The following is an 18,843-nucleotide window of genomic DNA, read 5'->3' as shown; positions in this document are numbered from 1 at the left end:
GATGAATGTTCACATTCCATCACAATTTTCTCACAATTTCATCTTAGTATAAAATCATACATAAGTAAATATCAATGTTTTTATTAAATACAATAAGATCGTCTTATCAGCATGATTGTCGGTAAATTTTGTCCGATTTTCCGCCTCATACAACAGGCTGTAAAGAGCCATATTAATGTTGAGGTGATGATCATGGTAAAACGGAAAGCCAATCATGTAATGAACGGCATGAATGATGCGAAAAGCCAAGGCAAAGGCGCGGGCTATATAGAAAATGACCAGCTCGTCCTGACGGAAGAAGAACGGCAGAACAATAAAAAAAGAAAAACAAACCAATAGCCGGAACACCTTAAAAAGGAGGCTTTAACATGACAAATAAAAATACGAGTAAAGATATGCATAAAAATGCTCCGAAGGGCCATAACCTCGGCCAGCCGGAACCGCTGAGCGGAAGCAAAAAAGTGAAAAACCGCAACCATACAAGACAAAAACATAATACAAGCCACGATATGTAAAACAGACCCCGGTGTCTGTTTTTTTGTGCCATTCACCCATTCAAAGCTTCTGCATACGTTATAGCAAGGCTCTTTAATATGGAGGGATGCTTCCATGAATCACTCAAAAAACGCTGAAGAATTTGATGATACGGAAGAATGGCTGCGGCAGTTTTACGAGGATCCGTATGCTTGGTATGATGAGACGCTGCCGATCGATCTATATGAAACAAGCCGTGAATATATCATTGAAGCCGACCTGACGGCGCTGAAACAGGTGCAAGCGATAACCGTCACTCTTTCGGGAAATGAGTTTATGCTCTCTGTTAAAACGCTTGAACGGACGTTAAACAAACAAATGGTGCTTCCTTTTTATCTGAATGACAAACATATTTTCACTGATTTCACCAACCATATTCTGACCGTCTCCATGAACAAGGAGCCAAATGAGACTCCTGCCTCTTTTTCCTTTCAATTTCCTCTATAACATAAAAAAGCCGCTTTCATCCCTCAATGGAAGCGGCTTTTTTGTCCGGTCATATCAGTCATATACCCTCAAAGTGAATCTCCCATGGCCAAATAGCAGAATCACTATACGATAGAATATGTTCTAGCAACCGGAATGACTGGACATCTATCATTTTTTCTATTCTTTTTTTCATGTGTTCTTCTATTCTGTCTTCGTTTACAATATGGTTAAAGTAAGGAGGAGATAGAACAATGCTGGAAGGCTGGTTTATGTGGTTTATTTTATTTTGGGTCATCGTGATGATCGGATTGCTGTCTATCGGCGGGTTTTTTATGTTTCGAAAATTTTTAAAACGCTTACCGAAAGAAGACGGCCGGTCAGAACTGGATTGGCAGGACTATTATATTGAAAAAAGCAGGCACTTATGGAATGAGGGTGACAAGGCGTTTTTGGATGAATTGGTCGCCCCCGTGCCGGAGCTCTTTCGGGATGTAGCCAAAGCGAAAATCGCCGGAAAAATCGGTGAACTTTCCTTAGCGGAGGAAGCTGAACAAATAAACCGTGATTTAATCATCAGGGGTTACATACTGGCCACTCCTAAGCGTGATCATCAATTTTTAAAAAAGCATCTCCGTGAAAAACAGATTGATCTTACTCCTTATCAAGCCCTGCTCAAATAAAAAACCTTTCCGGCGGACGGAAAGGTTTTAATTCATCTGAATATCAGCGGTCTTCAGTTCATTCGAAAGTTTGCGGTAAGACAAAAACATCGCGATGCGCCACGGGACAATCATTCCGAAAGCAAGAATCCAAAACATTCCGCTTAAAGCTCCGTAATCAATCGTCGTGCTCAAAATGGATTTCATAGCGATTCTGATAACCAGCAAACCAATCAGGATAAACACAAACGCTTTTGACCGTTTTAAGTAGATTTCATTATTTTTAATCTCAAATTTAGATGTTTTAATCAGAAAAATAGAGAAGATCACGCCCAGCGTAATGGCCTCCAAAAATTCTTCGCCCGTCACTCTGAAAATCGGAAAAAGGAACATAAGCGCTCCCGTACTCATGAAAATCGGCGGGAGAATTATTTTTTTAGGTGAAGCGGGCTTGTCGGAGGATTTAATCCTGACGATCATCACGGAAATTGCCATGGCCGCTGCAATAACGGATGAAATTATAATCATCATCTTTATCATTCCTTTGCTTGCACGGAGTTTGATACTATATACTATACTCCAAAAACATAAAAAAAACCAATTTGAAAAGAGAACACGTTTACGTTCCCGTTACCCGGCCTACGGCCTCCAGCACTTTAGATGCTTCAAACGGTTTAACGATAAAGTCTTTAGCGCCTAATTCAATCGCTTCCAGAACGATCCGCTGCTGCCGCATGGCGGTGCACATGATGATCCGGGCTTTCGGGTCAAAAGCTAAAATATCCTGCAGCGCCTGTATACCGTTTTTGACCGGCATGGTAATATCCATAGTCACCAGGTCGGGACGGATTTTTTGATATACTGCCAGAGCTTCCTCACCGTCAGCCGCTTCCCCGGCCACTGTGTAATTCGCCGATTCCAGAATCTCTCTGATTTTCACCCTCATGAACTTGGCGTCATCTACAACTAAAACTCGTGTCATATTCCCCTCCACATATTTAACATTAACTAGTCTTATTGTACCAAAAACAAAAGGGTATATAATAGTTCAAAAGTTATTAATCCGTTACAGACCCGTAAATCCTCCGAAAAGATTTGACAGAACGATCAGAATGTAGCTCATCCAGTTAAAAAACAGCATAACTCCGATCAGAATCATAAGAATGCCGCCGATTTTCATGATAAGCAGCTGATGCTTGCGAATCCAATTCATTCTGGTAATAAAAAATGAAAGAACAAGAAAAGGAATCGCAAATCCGAGAACATATAAAAACATATACGGCACTGCTGAAGAAGGATTTGTATTGGCCAGCGAAAACACGGCTCCTAAAATAGGCCCGCTGCACGGCGACCAGCCGGCTGCAAACGCAAGACCGATCAGAACCGAACCGATAAACCCCTCCGGACGGCGCTTAAAGTGAATGCGCCGCTCTTTCATCATGAATTTCGGCTGAAACACACCGGCAGTAACCAGCCCGAAAAGGATCAGCATGATAGCGCCAAACTGGCGGATCGCTTCATGATATTGGGTAAAAAAACTGCCGATAAACGAAGTTCCATATCCCAATGCGATAAAAATCACGGAGAAACCAAGCAAAAAACAAAGTGTATGCACGAGGCCGCGCTTTTGCAGCATCACCTTTTCTGTTTTCACCTCGTCCATACTGACACCAGTTATGTAAGACAAAAAAGCGGGATACAACGGCAGACAGCATGGAGAAATGAAAGACAGAAATCCGGCCCCAAACGTCAGAAAGTAATTAAAACTCACGATGACACACTCCCTTCGAGTTATGACAAAATCATTTCATTTTTTTAACACTTTCCCGAGAAGGATTACTTTTTATAGAAAAAGCTTATATAATTTAATTTGACATCGAGATATTATACTCCTTCTTATTTGAAAAACAGTATAAATGTGGATATAATAATAGCGACTCAGGTGAAAGATTTATGTATGAAAGGATATATCCCTGTGATTAGAGAGCATCTATTAAATGAAATTGAAAAAAAACGGGCAGAGCTGCTTAAAATCGTCATGACAAACGGAATGACATCAAACATTACGATAGAACTCAGCCAGGAGCTTGACCACCTTCTCATACAATACCAAAAAGAACTGCACACCGGCAGTTGGGGTGAAACATGACGCCAAAATAAAAAACCCTCTCCGGGTTTTTTATTTTTATAACCATGTATCTCTATATCATAATCTGTACGTATTATTTCGCTTGATTATTCATGGCTTTCATCATTTGATTAATTTTCTTTTGAGAAGGTTTCATTCCCATTTGCATCATCATCATGCGTAACATTTGTTCATTAATAGGCGGATTCTTTTTCAAATAGCTCATCATATATTTACGAGCAATAAAAAACCCGAGTGCAACACCTATGAGCAATGCGACAACGCCCACTAGGATGCCAACCCATAAAGTCATTTTATTTCCTCCTTCATGTTGTCTAGTTTAAAGTGTACTAAACCAAAGGCTATTATACAACATTTACATCTCTTTTTCCTCGTTTTTAGACAAAATTTCTTTCTCTGACCGGATTTAACCACCCGTAGCGCCGTGTCTTGAAATCCATTGCAAGAAAACAGGGGCTGATTTTACGCAGAATCTCAAAGAAAATCGTTTCCGCCTCATAATCTCCCGAAGCTGCAATCTCAATTAAACTGTCTTTCATCATGAAGGTGGCGCGGCCCTTTTCTCCGGGCAGTGTAAGCCGGTAAATGGAATCTAAACGGCTGTAACTCATTCGGTTTAAATGCAGCTGGAGACGCTGATGCATATGTATCACCGGAATCGGTTCCGTTATATATTGAACTTGCTTTTCTGTCATTTGATATTCCTGGGGTGTCAGGTCTGTCCAATGATAGTCTCGAAACAACTCAAACATAGCCGTTTCCCGCCCGAAGTAGTGGTTCGCAAACTCATCCTTTATCAGGTGCGTATAGTAATGACGTTCCATTTCCTCATCCCCTTTTACAGCGCTTCGTTATTGCTTTCTATTATACAAAAGGAGAAAAGAAAGAATTGTCTATTACTGTTACGCCGCCCCTTCTATTTTTGTCGCATAAACAGGAAAAAGAGGATGATTTGACTCATCCTCTTTTGTCTCGTTATTTGTTTAAAAGTTTTTTCACGCGGTCAACCACGTTTTCTGCAGTAAACCCGTATTCTTTCATAATTGTTTCTCCCGGAGCTGAAGCACCGAAACGGTCAATTGCGAGAACGTCTCCTTCAAGACCGGTAAATTTGCCCCATCCGAAGCTTGAACCCATTTCGATCGCAAGACGTTTCGTCACATTCGGAGGAAGCACGCTGTTTTTGTACTCAGCCGATTGTTTTTCAAAGCGGTCCCAGCTCGGCATGCTGACTACAGATACGTGAATGTTTTCTTCAGCCAGTTTCGCTTGAGCTTCGATCGCAAGTCCGACTTCAGAACCTGTCGCTAAAAGAAGAGCGGCCGGTGATTCCGTTTGAGCTTTGGAAACGATATAAGCCCCTTTTTCCACGCCCGCATACGCTTCTTCAGCCTGCTGATCAATCGTCGGCAGGTTTTGGCGTGTCAATACAAGAGCTGTCGGATGATCTTGGCTTTGAACGGCAATCTTCCATGCAGCTGCGGTTTCATTTCCGTCAGCAGGTCTGATCACAGAAAGGTTAGGAAGTGCGCGTAAAGAAGCAAGCTGCTCAATCGGTTCGTGAGTCGGCCCGTCCTCTCCTACGGCAATACTGTCATGTGTGAATACATAAGTGACGGGAAGACCCATCAATGACGCCAGACGAATGGCAGGTCTTAAATAATCAGAGAACACAAAGAATGTGCCGCCGAATACGCGAAGGCCGCCGTGAAGCGCCATTCCGTTTAATGCAGCGCCCATCGCAAATTCACGGACACCGAACCAGAAGTTTTTCCCGGCGTAGTCTTTGGCCGTGAAGTCTCCTCCATTTTTGATTGTCGTTTTATTTGAACCCGCAAGGTCAGCAGATCCCCCGACAAAGAAAGGAATTTTCTTGGCGATCCCGTTCAGCACCTCACCTGAAGATGCGCGGGAAGCAAGGCTGCTGCCTTTTTCATAAACGGGAACTTCCTGATCCCAGTCTTTAGGAAGCTCGCCTTTCATGCCGAGTGACAGCTGTTCAGCAAGCTCAGGATATTTTTCTTTATAAGCCGCGAACAGTTCATTCCATTCCTGTTCTTTTTTCGAGCCGGCTTCTTTTACCGCTTTATTGAAATGCCCGTATACTTCTTCCGGAACATAAAAATCTTCTTCAAACGTCCAAGCATACGCTTCTTTTGTCAGCTTGCTCTCTTCTAGTCCTAACGGAGCGCCGTGAACGCCGGATGTGCCCGCGCGGTTTGGAGAACCGAAACCGATCGTGGTTTTCACTTCAATCAAAGTCGGTTTTTTATCATTCTGGCGCGCTTTTTCAATTGCAGCCGTCAATTCAGCGATGTTGTTTCCGTCCTCAACATAAAGAACTTCCCAGTTCATTGCTTCAAAACGCTGCTTTACATTTTCAGAGAAAGAACGGTCTAAATCGCCGTCTAAAGAAATGTCATTAGAATCGTATAATACGATCAGGCGGCCTAATTCAAGATGGCCTGCAAGAGAAGCGGCTTCGGAAGAAATGCCTTCCATTAAATCGCCGTCTCCGCAAATACTGTATGTATAATGATCAACTACGTTGAAAGAATCACGGTTATATGTCTCAGCCAGATGGCGTTCTGCAATTGCCATTCCCACTGCCATTGCAATACCCTGTCCAAGCGGCCCGGTCGTTGCGTCTACTCCGGCTGTGTGCCCGAACTCCGGATGTCCCGGTGTTTTGCTTCCCCATTGACGGAACTGTTTCAAGTCTTCAATGCTGAGGTCATATCCGCTTAAATGCAGCATGCTGTATAAAAGCATTGAACCGTGGCCTGCTGATAAAACAAAGCGGTCGCGGTTAAACCAGCTCGGATTCTGCGGATTTACATTCATAAATTTCGTCCACAGCGTGTATGCCATCGGAGCGGCTCCCATCGGCATGCCCGGATGTCCGGAATTCGCTTTTTCAATTGCGTCTATAGATAGTGTACGAATGGTGGCAACTGATTTCTTTTCAATTGTATCCATTATAATCCCCTTCCATATTGTTGTACCTTTTCATCATAAAGCGATGCTGACTTTTTCTCAACTCTTTCAGCTTAAATTTGAGATAAACTTGTTGAAAATTGTCGTAAAGCACATCCTGATATTAGTATATACGAAAAAAGAATACGTATTGCCGTATTCTTTCTGTTTAATGAAGATTATTTTTCTGTTGTTCTCTTTTTAATTTTTCAGGGGTGACATCGTTGCCTTCCGGATCAATCACTTTTACGCTCTTTAACGTATTTTTCATTGAGGAGCGGAATCCTTTCAAATACTCCTGGCGAAGCTTTTGCTGTTCAGCTTTTTCCTCATCCGTTATCGTGTTTGATTTAGCTTTTTGAGCCAATTCGTTAATTCTTGCGATTTTTTCTTTAGAAATCATAATAAGCTCCTTTGGTGCGTGTTGATTATATACTACTAAAACGCAGTCTTTTTTACAACTGATGCGCGTCAGCTGCCTTCTGTGTCTGCGGTATATTCCTGAAACCGCCGGTGAACCGTGGCTTTGGACACATCATAGCCGAATCCCCTTAAGGTCGCTGCGATTTCTGCAAAGGTAAGCTTGTTGGCTCTCAGCCTGATAATTTCCGAAACCGGAACCTCTTTTTTTTCTTTTCCGCTGTTTTCATGCCTGTTTTTCAGATTCCGTTCAGGTTTGTAGCCGTTTTTCACGGCTCTTTTCATTCCCCGCCGGATTTTCATATTATGAATTTTCCTTTGATATTCCTCAACAATACTGACGATTTCGAGTACCATCGAATCAGCTTCAGAAAGCTCCAGTTCACCTTTATGAGCCGTCGTATATATTTTCACATTCTCCCTGTAAATACAATGCAAAAGCGCAATCTTGGCGTTGCCTCTTCCCAATCTCGTTTCGTCCTGCACCAATATCGCGTCAATATGTGATTTTTTAATTTCATCAAGCATTTCAAATACTCCGTCGCGGTCCATTTCGTAACCGCTGGCTTTCTCAGAAATGACTTTCACGACTTCCATGCCGTTTGCAGCAGCGATCTCACCGAGCTCCTCTTCCTGTCTTTTTAATGACGTTTGCTGCTGTTCTTTGTTTGTGCTTACGCGGGCATAAATGAGCGCCTTCATTTCTCTCTTTCCTCTCTAATTGACAATGGCCAGCTGATATACGGCCGGATGCTTCTTCTTAACCGGAAGAATAAGTTCGTCTCCGGGCTTTATATCAGCAGTTTGGAGATGATTATTCTCCGTCACCCACTCAATGAAATCTTCTTTATTAATGTGTTTCTTTTCTGCTACATGATCCGCAAGTGACCAGAGTGTATCGCCGTCCTGAACCTTTATTTTAACATATTGGCTGAGGGACTGATCATTTCCCGCACATGAGACAAGTAAAATAGCGGCACTTAAAATTGCAGTAAACAGCCCGACAAATATAATAGATTCTTTCGCCATGTAAACAACCTCCGATAAGAATGTTTGTTCGCTTTTATACCTTTCAGTATATACGAACAAACGTTTCTGTCAATCGTTTTTTTCGAACCTATGTTTGTACTGTCAGGAAAATCATGCTATAATCTACTTAAAATCGACGTTTTGAGGTGCGAAATATGACGAAGCTATCAAAAAGGCAGCTTGATATCCTGCGTTTTATTAAAGAAGAGGTAAAAACGAAAGGATATCCGCCTTCTGTAAGAGAGATAGGAGAAGCAGTAGGACTGGCTTCCAGTTCAACCGTGCACGGCCATTTGGCGCGGCTGGAGACAAAAGGCCTGATTAGACGGGACCCTACTAAACCGAGGGCGATTGAGGTATTGGATGAAGAAGAAGTCCAAATTCCGAAAAGCCAGGTCGTAAACGTTCCGGTCATCGGGAAAGTGACGGCGGGTATTCCGATTACGGCTGTTGAAAATATCGACGAGTATTTTCCGCTTCCTGACCGGATGGTTCCTCCGGGCGAACATGTCTTTATGTTAGAAATCATGGGAGAAAGTATGATCGACGCCGGCATTTTTGACAAAGATTACGTCATTGTCAAACAGCAGAACACGGCCAATAACGGAGAAATCGTCGTAGCTATGACCGAAGATGATGAAGCGACGGTCAAGCGCTTCTATAAAGAAGACAATTATGTGCGACTGCAGCCGGAAAATCCGACGATGGAGCCGATTATCCTGCAAAACGTAAGCATTTTGGGGAAAGTTATCGGCGTATTCAGAGCCGTACATTAATTCTATTAAACTTCATTTATCGTAAAAAACCCCTCTGTAAGGGGTTTTTTTGTATAAAAAAAGCAGATTCGCCCTGGCTTAAGAAACGAATCTGCTAAGGAGGAAAAACTTACATTCTTATTATCCGACATCACACTTTTGAAGTCAACTAATAATGTTTCCCTCAAGAAACTTTTCATCCATTTTTCAACTTTGTATATTTGTGCGTGATGAATTTGCTTTTGTTTATCTTTTCTTTGGGCGGGTGCATCAAAATTTATATATGAATATTTAGTACATAGTACGATAAGTTATATTTAAATATAAAAAAACCCGCTTCCTTTAGCGAGTATCTATTTTCAATCAAAATGATAATATTCTACACCGTATAACCCTTTAATATAGACGGGGCCACAGACGTTTGAAGAACTTTCAACCAGAATCCTGTATTTGTGATACGGATCAATTGATTTTTTATCCTGGGCACTGAGGTTTAACCAGCTGCCGCTGTAGATTTTAGAACTTAATGTATAAAAATTTCCGTTCAGCGCCATCCGCTGGAGTTTCATGCTTAAACCGCACGAAGAGTTGTTCATTATGGTGAACTTATATCCTAAAAAGTAATCGTCGGCAGCTACAGCCCCCGGATTTTCAATATGAAACTCTTTTGCATTTCCCTCCAAAGTGAAGCTTGTTTTTGATCCGAATTCAGTGGTAGCCGCTTTAGCAGAGTGTATTCCGCTAAAACATAATAAAAAAACAGCAATACATATCCAGTATTTTTTCATTTGCATCCCCCTTTTTACATATTTTAACTTGTGAATCCTGTGATGTCTATTCACATTTTATTAAAACGTATCCTTTATAACCACTATATACCAGTTTAAAAATTTGCGGATTGCTTACAATGAAGACTAAACGAAATAACGAAGGTGGTTCAAATGAAACACGTAATTGCTTTCGCTTCTAAAACGGCGCTCACACTTGCTTTACTGTACATTGTTCTGGATCTTATGTACCAAGTAACCTTTTTAAACGTTCTGTTTATTACAGTGATCTTAAGTTTAATCACTTATTTTGCGGGTGATTGCATGATTCTGCCGAGAACAAGCAATTTCACAGCCGTTGCAGCTGATTTCGGAATTTCATTCATTATATTATGGATATTCCTTATGAATATTGGCGGATTTAATGTCTCGCCTGCCGCGGCATCGGTTATCTCTGCACTTTGCATTTCTGTTTTTGAGGCATTTTTTCACCGGTATTTGCAGCAATATGTACTTCCCGAAGATTATCAGGACACAACAGAGACGGATAGCACGCTATGGAGCTATCAAACCGAGGCGTCTGAAGAATTAGTGCCGGAAAAAGACCCACAGGAAAAAACATAAAAAGGAGGCAATCGCCTCCTTCTCTTTTTATTTTTGCTTCTGATCGTCCAGCGGCAGCTGCAGCAGTGAGTCTGTGCCTGTCGCTTTCGGCGTTTTTCCGTCCCATTTTTCAATCCATTTATATTTGATCATTTCATCTGACATTGATTTCTTTATGATTTGGTTGTAATCAGCGATCCCTTCCGCTTCAATTTTTTTCTTTTTCGCTTCGGCTTCGGCTATTTTAATTTCAGTTTGTGTCCGTTCAAGTTCCTGTGAAGACTTCACCCTTGCATCGATAGCTTCCTGTGTGGCTTTATCCGGCTTCGGTACGCCAAGCGTCAGATCATCAATTAAAAATCCAAGACTCTTCATATCATCAGCAAATCTCTTTTGAACATCGGCAGCGGCTTCTGCAGATTTTTGCCCGTATGTGTCAATAACCGAGTATTTGCTGATTGATTTTCGCGCCGCATCCCACAGCCTTGTTTTTAAATATGTATTTTCGATCGTTTCAACGTCTACCGCGCCGAATTTGTTAAACAGATCGACTACTTTATCAGGCTGCACGACATAGTTGTAAGCGATATCCATTTCTATATTTTTACCGTCTGAGGTTGCCACTTTTATATTTTCATTATTCACTGTCTGCATACGCACCGGATATTCCGTTACTTTATTAAATAATCCGACTAAGTGCCAGCCTTGGTCCAATGTGTCGGATTTTACCCCGCCATTCGGTGAGTATACAACCCCGACATAACCGTTCGGTATTTTTTCAATGAATAGTGACGCTGTAACGCCCGCAATTAAAAGGGCTGCACCTATAATCACACCGCCGAGAATTTTTTTTGTGTTTCCGCGCTTATTTTCGCTCATGCTGATCTTCTTCCTCCCATGACTTTTTGAATTTTTTGGCTCCGCTTCCCACTTGTTTAAAGATTGGACTAAGCATCAGCCATAAACCGAATCCGATGATGACAAGAAGAATGATAGACCCGATCATCACTTTCATTTGCCCACCTCTTTTCTTTCATCCTGTCAATTATGTATACGATCTTAAGAACTTAAAGTTTCATAAATTTCAAAAGAAAAAGCCCCGCCGGCAAAATAGGCGTGCTTATTAATAATTGTCACTGATAAAATCAGAAATCGTTTTTGTGAATTGATAAAAGGTCCCATTTTGTGTGGATGCTCTGCTTTTCAGCGTAAAAGTGTCAAATAGTGATTTTCTGAAGCCGGAGCTCATTTCGATTTGAATACTCAATCCGGATGAAGATTGATTGGCAAGGTTGTTCGGACTGACGCCTGCATATTTATCATTTATGCCAAGAAGAACGGCAGGATACCCGTGTCGTTTCAGCACATCGGTCAAAAGTTCGGCCCGTTCTCTGTCTGTACCGCCGATTTTTATCTTTTTATCGTCACTGCCGTAACCGTGCAATGAAATGACATTAGAGTGCTCTTTCACCATTTGCACGGCCTTAGGTTCATCGAAATGCGAACTTGTCAAATGCAGAGCCGCATTACCGGCTGATTTTAACCCTTCAAATAAATATAAACTCCGGTTTTCGGCAATTTCTCTGGCTAACTCACTGGTCCCCGGCTCTATGCCTCCGCCGTGTATAGCTAATATGAGGACAGAAGGGTCATGCTCTCGTGTTGAAATGGAAAAATCGGAAGGATCTTCATTCAGCTTTAATTCCTCGAAACCGCCGTAAATATCTGAAGCGGCATTAGCCTGAAAGAACGGCAGGAGCAAAAACGGTAAAATTAAAACTAAAATTCCTTTTTTGGTTATTGATGGCATTTGTATGTTTATGTTACAATACAAATGCTTCAGCCTTTGAAGCGAACGGCAGAACAGGGTGACTTTGGACGGTTTCTTCTGCTCTGCCTCTTTGCCAGCTGCTTTACGCTCTACTCTTCTAACCCTTTTTGCCATAACATCATCCTTTCTTTTGTTTACACTTTTGTCACAATATTATATACGTTGGACAAAACCTCCGTTCATCTTGAAGAATAAAAACATCAAAACAACCTCTATCCTTTAACCTAAAAAAGTCTTTCTGTCAAAGAGACGGAGAGCTTAAATGATAAAAATGAAACCCTTCTCCTTAGTTTTGGAGGAGAGTGAGGACTGCAGGGAAATCATTTTATCAATATGCTGAGCTGGGCTGGCGTCCGGCTCAAATATTTGCTCCCGGCATAAACGGTTACGGAGCGGCCGCTTATTTCGAAGTCAAATTCGAACGTGACGTATGATTTCCCAATTCAAGAATCACCGAAACAAATTGAATGTAACTGCTGTTTCCATAAAAAAAAGACTGCTGTTAAGCAGTCTTTTTTCGTTTTATTTCGTGCCTGTTGATCCCAGTCCGCCGCGGTCATTGTTCCCGAGCTTGTCTACTTCGATCAGCTCCACTTCAGGCATTTTCTTCATGATTCTGAATTGGCAGATCCGCTCCCCCTTGGATATGTCAGTATCCCGAAGCGCGAATGCAGGAAAAAACCAAAAGTCATTGTCGCCTTTATATGATTCATCAATGACTCCCATTGAATTTGTCTGAATGATACCGAAATGCTTATATGTACTTGAACGCGGTACGACATGGGCCTCATATCCTTCCGGCAGTTCCATCGCAACTCCAAGCGGGATAAGTTTGAATTCACCTTTTTTGATTGTTATATCTTCAGCTGCCCGCAGATCAATCCAATCGCCCTGTTCAATTTTACTGATTCTCGTTTGCGTATCATCTGAATATTTAATTTTGATTTGTAAAGTCATTTTCGCTGCTCCTTTTGCTTCCCTATTTCAGTCGTATTGATGACCAATCCGTGCCCCATTATACCATTTAACTGATAAGAATGTTGATTTTGGTGTATATGCAGCCGAAGAGGAAGCACTGCGAAGTCAATGAGAATAAACCTAAAATGAGGGCCCCTCCTATCAGTTTTTTCCTCCATTTTCACATGACAGCTTCAATTACAATAATGCAAAGCTTTATATCCGTTCTTTCAACAGAGCTTTTTTAAAATTTCACCTTGGTTTCAAAAGGAATTTCGTTCTGAATAAAGAATTTGAAGAATAAGCGCTTAAAGGGCGCGCGACTCTTTTCTGTCCCCTGCCTCAGGCGCTTATATCAAAAGAAAGAGGTGTCTTTAGAATGGTTCAATTTAAAAACTTTCCTGATCCGTCTTTAAACGCCCCATTGCAGTCTCGCCCTGCACAGCCCTCTGAATTGGAGCATCTCAAAGCAAGGATGCAGAATTTTATTAAGCATTCCGCAACGGATGATAATCTTGAGATCGCAGATGCCCGGGTGACGGCGGAAGGAATGGTCACCTCACTTTTAAAAGAACGGCTTGATACAGAATACGAAATGCTTAAGAATAAAATCACCCGGGAAGTGAATGTGGAGGACTATGGAGCGATCCCTGACGGCCGGGACAATACGGAAGCCTTTCGGAGAGCGATCGGGAACGGCCGGGTCAAAGTAAATGTTCCCGCAGGAGAATTTTTGGTTCAAGGGATAAAACTCCCCTCATGGACCACTATTTCCGGTGAGGGACAAGGGATTACCGTGCTAAAGCTTCATGAGGACACTCCCGCATACGAATGGGTCATTACTAACGATGATTACGAAAATGGAAACCGTAATATTTTTGTCCAGAACATGACTTTAGACTGGAATCCTGATCGTCAATGCGGGGTCAGGAACCCCGGAGGACAGTTTTCCAGCTGTTTAACGTTTGCTAATGTGCAATACGGCTGGATTAAGAATGTTGAAACGGTTAACGCGGGTCTCCATGGTATTGATATTACATCTCCAACTTACGATCATTTGCCTGAAACAGAATGGACGAAAGACGGATGCCGATATATATGGATTGATAACTGTGTGGCATACGGCGCCGGAGACGACGGCATTACCACCCATTACAGCGAATATATTTTCATTTCCAATTGCCATTCCGGAAACCCCCGCGGCACAGAGCATGCTGAGGGCAGCGCAAACTCGAACGGCATTGAAATTGACGACGGCTCTAAACATGTATGGCTTTTAAATAACTATACGAGCGGAAATATCCGCGGGATTGAGGTAAAGGCGCACAGCCTGTGGCCGGCTTCTCAAAATGTTCATATTATCGGTCATGTTTCGTATCGTGATGTACGTTCATTTGATATTCGTCATATCGGCCATCATCAGGCCTCAGACCCCGAAAGCACGACGGCTTATGATGTTACTTTAACCGATTGCACCGCGATTGAACCGGTGTTTAATGCTCTCTATGACGGTGTGACCCCGAGGGCGCTGGTCATCTCTGCCTATAAAAACGTTAATGTAAACGGATTCACAGCTATTGGTGATCCCTCATACGACTATGGCGGGAATCCAGTCGTGGCTCTTCAATACCGCAGTCAAAATATTACGATCAACGGCATTAAAATACGCGGCTTTACACAAGCAGGTGTTGACATCAATATATCCGGCGGATCAAATAAAACCGATTATGTTAAAATTTTAAATTTTGATATATACAAGTCTTCTCCTAAAGGCATCTCAATCGGCGGAGGCCAATATAACGTAAATATTATGAACGGTACGATGATCGGAGACGGCGGTTCCGTCGGAATTACGTCCCCTAACAGTCAGGCCGTCATTCTCGGGGTGCAAGCGGAAGGTTACAGCGCGGCCGCATCTATAAAAGGACAGACTTATGAGCAGATCCCCGTCAATTTAAAGGGAGGCGCACAGCTCGCGACCAGCTCCGGTTTTGCATTCAACCCGACAAGCGCCGTTATTGCGGGAACAGGCGATATTACGGCCAGAGGTGACAGAAATGCGATCATCAGCTCTTCCGGAGGTTCAAGTTCTGAAGGTTCAAGGGCATTTATCGCCGCTTCAAACAATGTCCATATTACGGGCAGCAAAGTCTCCAGAACGATTCTGTCATCAGAAAGCATTACATTGGAAGAACCATACACGGTTGCCGGAGGGCATCAGTCCATCAAATGGAAACTGGATTCAGCGGGCGGCCACGGTACGTTCGCCGGAGCTGTCACCTCTTCCCTGTCAGGGTACGGAGAATATTTTGAAAGTGTAACCGGCCAGACAATTCCCGCCGGGACGATCGTCACAGTGAAAGGCGAAAAAATTGAATCGGCTCACGTCGGAGATTACATGCTCGGCGTCATTTCAGAAACAGCCGCTTTTATCTCAGGAGCCGCAAGCTTCGGATGGCAAAACCGCTTTTTGACAAATGAGTTCGGCGGTTTCATATACGAAAATGTGACTGACGAAGAAACAGGAGAAACGGTACGCGTTCCGAAACAAAACCCGGACTGCAGTCCGGCTCTTGAAGCTGACTATGAAGCACGCGCGGCCAGAGACGAATGGCACATTGTCGGACTCAACGGCCGGCATTACGTACGGGTCGACGGTACGGTCAGCCCGGGAGATTATATCACGGCCCATAACGGAATCGGGACTAAAGCCGCGGAAGGCTGGAAGGTATTGAAACTGACGGCCTTATACAGTTCTGAAAAAGGGTACGGAATTGCAATTGCGGTTATCAAATAGGGTCTCAATATCAGGATCATCTCCTCTCTTTTCTATCGGGCGGGTATGATCCTGTTTTTTATACCGAATGAGATGCCTCTTTTTCAGCATACCGTTTCATTTGTCCAAGCCATCCATGCTTTCTGTCATAGAATACTACCGTCAGATGAAAAAAGGAGGAATATGAGTATGGATATGGGTATGGATATGGATATGAACGGACATTATGATCACCACCCAAAGCAGCCTAAACAAAAAAAGAAGAAACAAGATAAAAAGCATCTTGATTATGATTACATCGTTGTTTATAAAAGAAAATGCAAAAAATGTAAAAAATGCTGCTGACTTGACATATCAACACTTTTTACACCCGGTAAACTCCGGGTGTTTTTCTTATTATGGCGTTTCTCCGGGCTATTTTCACCCAAAATCCGGTCATCCTATCACAATACATAAAAAGGCTCTATTATTTTCTTCCCTTTTCGCCTAATTAAAAGTATTTCATTTACAGAAAACAACACAAATAGAATGACATGACTTTTGAGAAAATCTACTCTTTGCTTGGTCAATTTTTCTGCGATACCATGAATTTGCAACATTTTTTAAAAATTCCCTCAGGAGGTCATAGCCATGAAAATCGCCAGAACGGTAGTCGGATCATGCTTAGCTTTATCTCTAACAATTCCTTTCACAGCCAGTGCCTCAGCAGCCAGTCAGTCTGAACATGCAAACGCGCCTCACGTTTCACCCGTTGCAAATCCGTTAGAAAGTAAATTATCCCAAACAGCAGACCAAAACGTAAAAGCAGCAGGTGTTGATGCCGGGCTGAACGTAAACGTAGATGTTCTCGGAATCTCAGATCGCATTGCTGAAGCGGTTAAGTCAGATCAAAACCGAACCGGCTGGGTAAAAAATGTTATGGAAACAACATTTTACGCATCAGGACAGAAGTACAACGTCATGGTGTTCAATTTAAATCAAGAATATGAAGACCGCTTTAACGGCGTTCAATTTTACGGATCAGCCGTTTATGACGGTATTACTTACGGAATCTGGGTCTTCGAAGACGGTTCCTTCGATAACAAAGGAGACGGGGGCTGGATCAATTGGGCTTTCAGAGGGTGGTTCGATCGTGATAATCAGCATATTGAATTCCACAGACCTTAATACGGAGAAAACTTGCGGGAGCGCCCGCAAGTTTTTTTTAACTGGACTGCACATTTTTCACCGTTATAACGACTATACTTGAAGTGCGGGCTCCGAACGCAGCCCCGGTAAAGTCTTTCAAAGTGAGGGTATGCCATGTCAAAGTCTTTAAAAATAATGTTGTGGAGCATATTGGTGTTCATCATCTTGTTAGTGATTATCGGAATCGTTTCTTACAATCAAACTCCGTCTGCAGAAAGCGCAGCAAAAAAATGCTTTATGGCTTCGAATCAATGTTAAGCCTTCATCGGCTTTTTTTATTTACCGCAGAACACTTGAAGTTCTTCTATTTAGATCGTTAACGTTCCCATTCAGAATGGAGTATACGCGTATATCATCAGGCAGTCCGTTTTGATACATGGTTCCGATTATGCCCTTCGCATCTTTTTTCTTGATTCCCCATCACATTCCCTTTTTTCATGATACTGCTCTTGAAAACAACCAAAAGCTTCCAATCCTAATAGCTTGTTACTTTTCATTTTTTAAAAAACAAGCCACCTGCGCATTCTCTTCGCAACTTCTCAATGTATGAGCCTATTCGTCTCTATTACAGGAAACAGTACGATGCCTCATTTTAACGGATGGTCATGTAAAGGAAATATAGACTAAAAACCTTTTTTCAAAAAGTAAACTAGCATCCCTATCAAACTTTACATTTCGGCATAATATGTATTAATCCTCTTTAGGAGGTGAGATTATATGGGATTCTCAGGTGGTTATGGTAGCTCCTTTGCGTTAATCGTGGTGCTATTCATTTTATTAATCATCGTTGGGGCTTCTTTCCTCGGCGGTTATTAAGAATCCTCTTACCTCCGCATCCATGTCAGCAGCACCTCCATGATCGTACGGCGCCATAAATGAAATGTTTATGGCGCTCTGCTGTTTTTCCCCTTTTCATTCACACATTAAAACTAAAAAGATCGGCCGATGTATCAACATGCAGCCGATCAGTAATTCATAGATTATTGTGTAAGGTTTACATCGATGACGTTATAGAAGGCATTGGAAGTATCCGCAACGTCCCATACCCCTAAAATGACATGATACCCGCTTCGATCAGTCGGCACAAAAATCTTATGAGTCAGATTCGTATCTGCCTTGGAACCGTCGTGGTTTACCGTTCCGATTAATTCGAATTCATCCCTTGACAAAGGTTTATTCGGATTCCAGTTTTTCTTGGTGATATAATAGTGCCACTTTGATGTCGCATGAGGGGCCGTGTAGTACCAAGTAAAGGTGTTAAAACCGCCGCGGATGTTTTGTTTTACCCAATAATCTGCAGTCTGCTTGTCTAAACCGAAGTCAATTTGTCCCGATCCTCCATTTGCAGACGCAATTCTTCCATCCGGCGGACCTGCAGCCGGAAATCCTTTCGGCCCTTCTACAGACTGAGGATTATCAATGACGGAGCCATATTTCTGCGCAGCGGCCGTCCAGCCCAATGTTTGTTTCTCTAATGCTCCCATGTACGCTCTGCTGACGGGCTCTTTTATATACCCGTGCGCAGATGCATCACTTGTGTAGAAAGCGCCTCCAAAACCAAGAGTAACAGTTAAAACTGCAGCTTTGACTAAACCCTTCATTACTGCATCATCCTCCCTCTTTTGTTAATAAAAACCTTTCAGTGTATACACTTCACGATAGAGGATGAAATGACCTTCCTTTTCTTGATAGGAAAAAGCAATGAGGTTCGCGCTTTCCCCTTTGTTTTTTATAATCATAAAGAAAAAGCCGGGCCGATTCTGTTGTCGA

26 protein-coding genes and 1 pseudogene are annotated in these 18,843 nt (G+C 42.4%); 12 read left to right on the top strand and 15 right to left on the bottom strand.

All coding sequences use genetic code 11. The features are described 5' to 3' along the window. Window positions 1-192: 192 nt before the first annotated feature. The 4 genes from sspO to SB847_RS04685 all read left to right on the top strand — a co-directional run bounded on the left by sspO (window position 193) and on the right by SB847_RS04685 (window position 1,643). Window positions 193-339, top strand: a complete 147-nt coding sequence (gene sspO / locus SB847_RS04700; RefSeq protein ID WP_032875047.1) for a small acid-soluble spore protein SspO — start codon at window positions 193-195, stop codon at window positions 337-339. 29 nt (window positions 340-368) lie between these two features. Further along, entirely contained in the window at window positions 369-515 is a 147-nt protein-coding gene (locus tag SB847_RS04695; RefSeq protein WP_052586010.1) for a small acid-soluble spore protein P, read from the top strand. Between the two features lie 94 nt (window positions 516-609). After that, window positions 610-981: an Hsp20/alpha crystallin family protein gene (locus SB847_RS04690; RefSeq protein ID WP_224181757.1), complete on the top strand. Its 372-nt coding sequence runs from the start codon at window positions 610-612 to the stop codon at window positions 979-981. Window positions 982-1,214: 233 nt separating this feature from the next. Next, window positions 1,215-1,643, top strand: coding sequence for a DUF2621 domain-containing protein (locus SB847_RS04685; RefSeq protein WP_007410325.1), 429 nt, complete (start codon window positions 1,215-1,217; stop codon window positions 1,641-1,643). 27 nt (window positions 1,644-1,670) lie between these two features. On the opposite strand, the gene SB847_RS04680 is transcribed toward SB847_RS04685, so the two are convergent. The 3 genes from SB847_RS04680 to SB847_RS04670 form a co-directional block, all read right to left on the bottom strand. Next, window positions 1,671-2,162 (bottom strand): CcdC family protein, encoded by a 492-nt coding sequence (locus SB847_RS04680; protein ID WP_007611735.1) that lies wholly within the window; start codon window positions 2,160-2,162, stop codon window positions 1,671-1,673. 79 nt (window positions 2,163-2,241) lie between these two features. After that, complete coding sequence (locus SB847_RS04675) at window positions 2,242-2,604, bottom strand: response regulator (RefSeq protein ID WP_007410327.1); 363 nt, start codon at window positions 2,602-2,604, stop codon at window positions 2,242-2,244. Window positions 2,605-2,688: 84 nt separating this feature from the next. After that, window positions 2,689-3,396 (bottom strand): cytochrome c biogenesis protein CcdA, encoded by a 708-nt coding sequence (locus SB847_RS04670; RefSeq protein ID WP_087920767.1) that lies wholly within the window; start codon window positions 3,394-3,396, stop codon window positions 2,689-2,691. Between the two features lie 201 nt (window positions 3,397-3,597). Between SB847_RS04670 and SB847_RS04665 the strand changes: the two genes are divergently transcribed. Next, window positions 3,598-3,771 carry an aspartyl-phosphate phosphatase Spo0E family protein gene (locus tag SB847_RS04665; protein WP_012117647.1) on the top strand — a complete coding sequence of 58 codons (174 nt, stop codon included), beginning with the start codon at window positions 3,598-3,600 and terminating at the stop codon, window positions 3,769-3,771. 73 nt (window positions 3,772-3,844) lie between these two features. On the opposite strand, the gene SB847_RS04660 is transcribed toward SB847_RS04665, so the two are convergent. The 6 genes from SB847_RS04660 to yneA form a co-directional block, all read right to left on the bottom strand. Next, entirely contained in the window at window positions 3,845-4,063 is a 219-nt protein-coding gene (locus tag SB847_RS04660; RefSeq protein ID WP_003153994.1) for a YneF family protein, read from the bottom strand. Window positions 4,064-4,148: 85 nt separating this feature from the next. After that, window positions 4,149-4,595: a sporulation inhibitor of replication protein SirA gene (sirA, locus tag SB847_RS04655; protein WP_003153995.1), complete on the bottom strand. Its 447-nt coding sequence runs from the start codon at window positions 4,593-4,595 to the stop codon at window positions 4,149-4,151. A 151-nt stretch (window positions 4,596-4,746) separates the two neighbouring features. Further along, entirely contained in the window at window positions 4,747-6,750 is a 2,004-nt protein-coding gene (gene tkt / locus SB847_RS04650) for a transketolase (protein WP_410577384.1), read from the bottom strand. Window positions 6,751-6,916: 166 nt separating this feature from the next. Beyond that, window positions 6,917-7,150, bottom strand: a complete 234-nt coding sequence (locus SB847_RS04645) for a DUF896 domain-containing protein (protein ID WP_003153997.1) — start codon at window positions 7,148-7,150, stop codon at window positions 6,917-6,919. A gap of 68 nt (window positions 7,151-7,218) precedes the next feature. Next, window positions 7,219-7,869 (bottom strand): YneB family resolvase-like protein, encoded by a 651-nt coding sequence (locus tag SB847_RS04640; protein WP_044801482.1) that lies wholly within the window; start codon window positions 7,867-7,869, stop codon window positions 7,219-7,221. A 15-nt stretch (window positions 7,870-7,884) separates the two neighbouring features. Beyond that, window positions 7,885-8,196 carry a cell division suppressor protein YneA gene (gene yneA, locus SB847_RS04635; protein ID WP_003154001.1) on the bottom strand — a complete coding sequence of 104 codons (312 nt, stop codon included), beginning with the start codon at window positions 8,194-8,196 and terminating at the stop codon, window positions 7,885-7,887. Between the two features lie 155 nt (window positions 8,197-8,351). On the opposite strand from yneA, the gene lexA reads away from it, so the two are divergent. After that, window positions 8,352-8,972 (top strand): transcriptional repressor LexA, encoded by a 621-nt coding sequence (lexA, locus tag SB847_RS04630; RefSeq protein ID WP_007611720.1) that lies wholly within the window; start codon window positions 8,352-8,354, stop codon window positions 8,970-8,972. A gap of 338 nt (window positions 8,973-9,310) precedes the next feature. On the opposite strand, the gene SB847_RS04625 is transcribed toward lexA, so the two are convergent. Then, on the bottom strand, window positions 9,311-9,739 hold the full coding sequence (locus SB847_RS04625) for a hypothetical protein (RefSeq protein ID WP_101670681.1): 429 nt from the start codon (window positions 9,737-9,739) through the stop codon (window positions 9,311-9,313). Between the two features lie 153 nt (window positions 9,740-9,892). On the opposite strand from SB847_RS04625, the gene SB847_RS04620 reads away from it, so the two are divergent. Further along, entirely contained in the window at window positions 9,893-10,342 is a 450-nt protein-coding gene (locus SB847_RS04620) for a YndM family protein (RefSeq protein WP_003154009.1), read from the top strand. A gap of 27 nt (window positions 10,343-10,369) precedes the next feature. Here the strand turns inward: SB847_RS04620 and SB847_RS04615 are convergent, their stop codons facing one another. From SB847_RS04615 to SB847_RS04605, 3 genes are all read right to left on the bottom strand, one after another. Continuing rightward, complete coding sequence (locus SB847_RS04615) at window positions 10,370-11,200, bottom strand: prohibitin family protein (RefSeq protein ID WP_007611716.1); 831 nt, start codon at window positions 11,198-11,200, stop codon at window positions 10,370-10,372. Beyond that, entirely contained in the window at window positions 11,187-11,336 is a 150-nt protein-coding gene (locus SB847_RS04610; protein WP_007410334.1) for a hypothetical protein, read from the bottom strand. Before SB847_RS04610 ends, SB847_RS04615 begins: the two co-directional genes overlap by 14 nt. 108 nt (window positions 11,337-11,444) lie before the next feature. Further along, on the bottom strand, window positions 11,445-12,266 hold the full coding sequence (locus SB847_RS04605; RefSeq protein WP_101670680.1) for a poly-gamma-glutamate hydrolase family protein: 822 nt from the start codon (window positions 12,264-12,266) through the stop codon (window positions 11,445-11,447). A 212-nt stretch (window positions 12,267-12,478) separates the two neighbouring features. Between SB847_RS04605 and SB847_RS04600 the strand changes: the two are divergent. Next, window positions 12,479-12,586, top strand: a pseudogene (locus SB847_RS04600) (DUF4177 domain-containing protein); the annotation flags it as partial. An 88-nt stretch (window positions 12,587-12,674) separates the two neighbouring features. Here SB847_RS04600 and SB847_RS04595 read toward each other — a convergent pair. Next, window positions 12,675-13,109, bottom strand: coding sequence for a dUTP diphosphatase (locus SB847_RS04595; protein WP_003154017.1), 435 nt, complete (start codon window positions 13,107-13,109; stop codon window positions 12,675-12,677). A gap of 379 nt (window positions 13,110-13,488) precedes the next feature. Here SB847_RS04595 and SB847_RS04590 point away from each other — a divergent pair, with 379 nt between their 5' ends. The 4 genes from SB847_RS04590 to SB847_RS04575 all read left to right on the top strand — a co-directional run bounded on the left by SB847_RS04590 (window position 13,489) and on the right by SB847_RS04575 (window position 17,889). After that, entirely contained in the window at window positions 13,489-15,906 is a 2,418-nt protein-coding gene (locus tag SB847_RS04590) for a peptidase G2 autoproteolytic cleavage domain-containing protein (protein WP_410562064.1), read from the top strand. A gap of 168 nt (window positions 15,907-16,074) precedes the next feature. Then, window positions 16,075-16,230 carry a hypothetical protein gene (locus SB847_RS04585; protein WP_164512107.1) on the top strand — a complete coding sequence of 52 codons (156 nt, stop codon included), beginning with the start codon at window positions 16,075-16,077 and terminating at the stop codon, window positions 16,228-16,230. Between the two features lie 285 nt (window positions 16,231-16,515). Beyond that, window positions 16,516-17,052, top strand: a complete 537-nt coding sequence (locus SB847_RS04580; RefSeq protein WP_007611706.1) for a hypothetical protein — start codon at window positions 16,516-16,518, stop codon at window positions 17,050-17,052. A 738-nt stretch (window positions 17,053-17,790) separates the two neighbouring features. Then, window positions 17,791-17,889, top strand: a complete 99-nt coding sequence (locus SB847_RS04575; RefSeq protein ID WP_003154022.1) for a YjcZ family sporulation protein — start codon at window positions 17,791-17,793, stop codon at window positions 17,887-17,889. A 164-nt stretch (window positions 17,890-18,053) separates the two neighbouring features. Here the strand turns inward: SB847_RS04575 and SB847_RS04570 are convergent, their stop codons facing one another. Then, a complete protein-coding gene (locus SB847_RS04570) occupies window positions 18,054-18,674 on the bottom strand; it encodes a lytic polysaccharide monooxygenase auxiliary activity family 9 protein (RefSeq protein ID WP_410562069.1) in 621 nt (206 codons plus the stop codon). Between the last annotated feature and the right edge of the window lie 169 nt (window positions 18,675-18,843).

Source organism: Bacillus sp. SIMBA_026, assembly GCF_046535335.1.
Taxonomy (GTDB): domain Bacteria; phylum Bacillota; class Bacilli; order Bacillales; family Bacillaceae; genus Bacillus; species Bacillus velezensis.
Note: the sequence above shows the minus strand (reverse complement) of the source record. Positions and strands in the feature narration are given on the sequence as shown.

What these genes read in the sequence shown, in the direction of transcription:
- SB847_RS04675 (WP_007410327.1), bottom strand. Translation starts at nt 2,604, where the DNA reads ATGACACGAGTTTTAGTTGTAGATGACGCCAAGTTCATGAGGGTGAAA.
- SB847_RS04570 (WP_410562069.1), bottom strand. Translation starts at nt 18,674, where the DNA reads ATGAAGGGTTTAGTCAAAGCTGCAGTTTTAACTGTTACTCTTGGTTTT.
- SB847_RS04610 (WP_007410334.1), bottom strand. Translation starts at nt 11,336, where the DNA reads ATGAAAGTGATGATCGGGTCTATCATTCTTCTTGTCATCATCGGATTC.
- SB847_RS04645 (WP_003153997.1), bottom strand. Translation starts at nt 7,150, where the DNA reads ATGATTTCTAAAGAAAAAATCGCAAGAATTAACGAATTGGCTCAAAAA.
- SB847_RS04605 (WP_101670680.1), bottom strand. Translation starts at nt 12,266, where the DNA reads ATGGCAAAAAGGGTTAGAAGAGTAGAGCGTAAAGCAGCTGGCAAAGAG.
- sspO (WP_032875047.1), top strand. Translation starts at nt 193, where the DNA reads ATGGTAAAACGGAAAGCCAATCATGTAATGAACGGCATGAATGATGCG.
- SB847_RS04575 (WP_003154022.1), top strand. Translation starts at nt 17,791, where the DNA reads ATGGGATTCTCAGGTGGTTATGGTAGCTCCTTTGCGTTAATCGTGGTG.
- SB847_RS04660 (WP_003153994.1), bottom strand. Translation starts at nt 4,063, where the DNA reads ATGACTTTATGGGTTGGCATCCTAGTGGGCGTTGTCGCATTGCTCATA.
- SB847_RS04620 (WP_003154009.1), top strand. Translation starts at nt 9,893, where the DNA reads ATGAAACACGTAATTGCTTTCGCTTCTAAAACGGCGCTCACACTTGCT.
- SB847_RS04580 (WP_007611706.1), top strand. Translation starts at nt 16,516, where the DNA reads ATGAAAATCGCCAGAACGGTAGTCGGATCATGCTTAGCTTTATCTCTA.
- SB847_RS04625 (WP_101670681.1), bottom strand. Translation starts at nt 9,739, where the DNA reads ATGAAAAAATACTGGATATGTATTGCTGTTTTTTTATTATGTTTTAGC.
- SB847_RS04695 (WP_052586010.1), top strand. Translation starts at nt 369, where the DNA reads ATGACAAATAAAAATACGAGTAAAGATATGCATAAAAATGCTCCGAAG.
- SB847_RS04690 (WP_224181757.1), top strand. Translation starts at nt 610, where the DNA reads ATGAATCACTCAAAAAACGCTGAAGAATTTGATGATACGGAAGAATGG.
- SB847_RS04615 (WP_007611716.1), bottom strand. Translation starts at nt 11,200, where the DNA reads ATGAGCGAAAATAAGCGCGGAAACACAAAAAAAATTCTCGGCGGTGTG.
- yneA (WP_003154001.1), bottom strand. Translation starts at nt 8,196, where the DNA reads ATGGCGAAAGAATCTATTATATTTGTCGGGCTGTTTACTGCAATTTTA.
- lexA (WP_007611720.1), top strand. Translation starts at nt 8,352, where the DNA reads ATGACGAAGCTATCAAAAAGGCAGCTTGATATCCTGCGTTTTATTAAA.
- SB847_RS04590 (WP_410562064.1), top strand. Translation starts at nt 13,489, where the DNA reads ATGGTTCAATTTAAAAACTTTCCTGATCCGTCTTTAAACGCCCCATTG.
- SB847_RS04685 (WP_007410325.1), top strand. Translation starts at nt 1,215, where the DNA reads ATGCTGGAAGGCTGGTTTATGTGGTTTATTTTATTTTGGGTCATCGTG.
- SB847_RS04680 (WP_007611735.1), bottom strand. Translation starts at nt 2,162, where the DNA reads ATGATAAAGATGATGATTATAATTTCATCCGTTATTGCAGCGGCCATG.
- tkt (WP_410577384.1), bottom strand. Translation starts at nt 6,750, where the DNA reads ATGGATACAATTGAAAAGAAATCAGTTGCCACCATTCGTACACTATCT.
- SB847_RS04595 (WP_003154017.1), bottom strand. Translation starts at nt 13,109, where the DNA reads ATGACTTTACAAATCAAAATTAAATATTCAGATGATACGCAAACGAGA.
- sirA (WP_003153995.1), bottom strand. Translation starts at nt 4,595, where the DNA reads ATGGAACGTCATTACTATACGCACCTGATAAAGGATGAGTTTGCGAAC.
- SB847_RS04585 (WP_164512107.1), top strand. Translation starts at nt 16,075, where the DNA reads ATGGATATGGGTATGGATATGGATATGAACGGACATTATGATCACCAC.
- SB847_RS04640 (WP_044801482.1), bottom strand. Translation starts at nt 7,869, where the DNA reads ATGAAGGCGCTCATTTATGCCCGCGTAAGCACAAACAAAGAACAGCAG.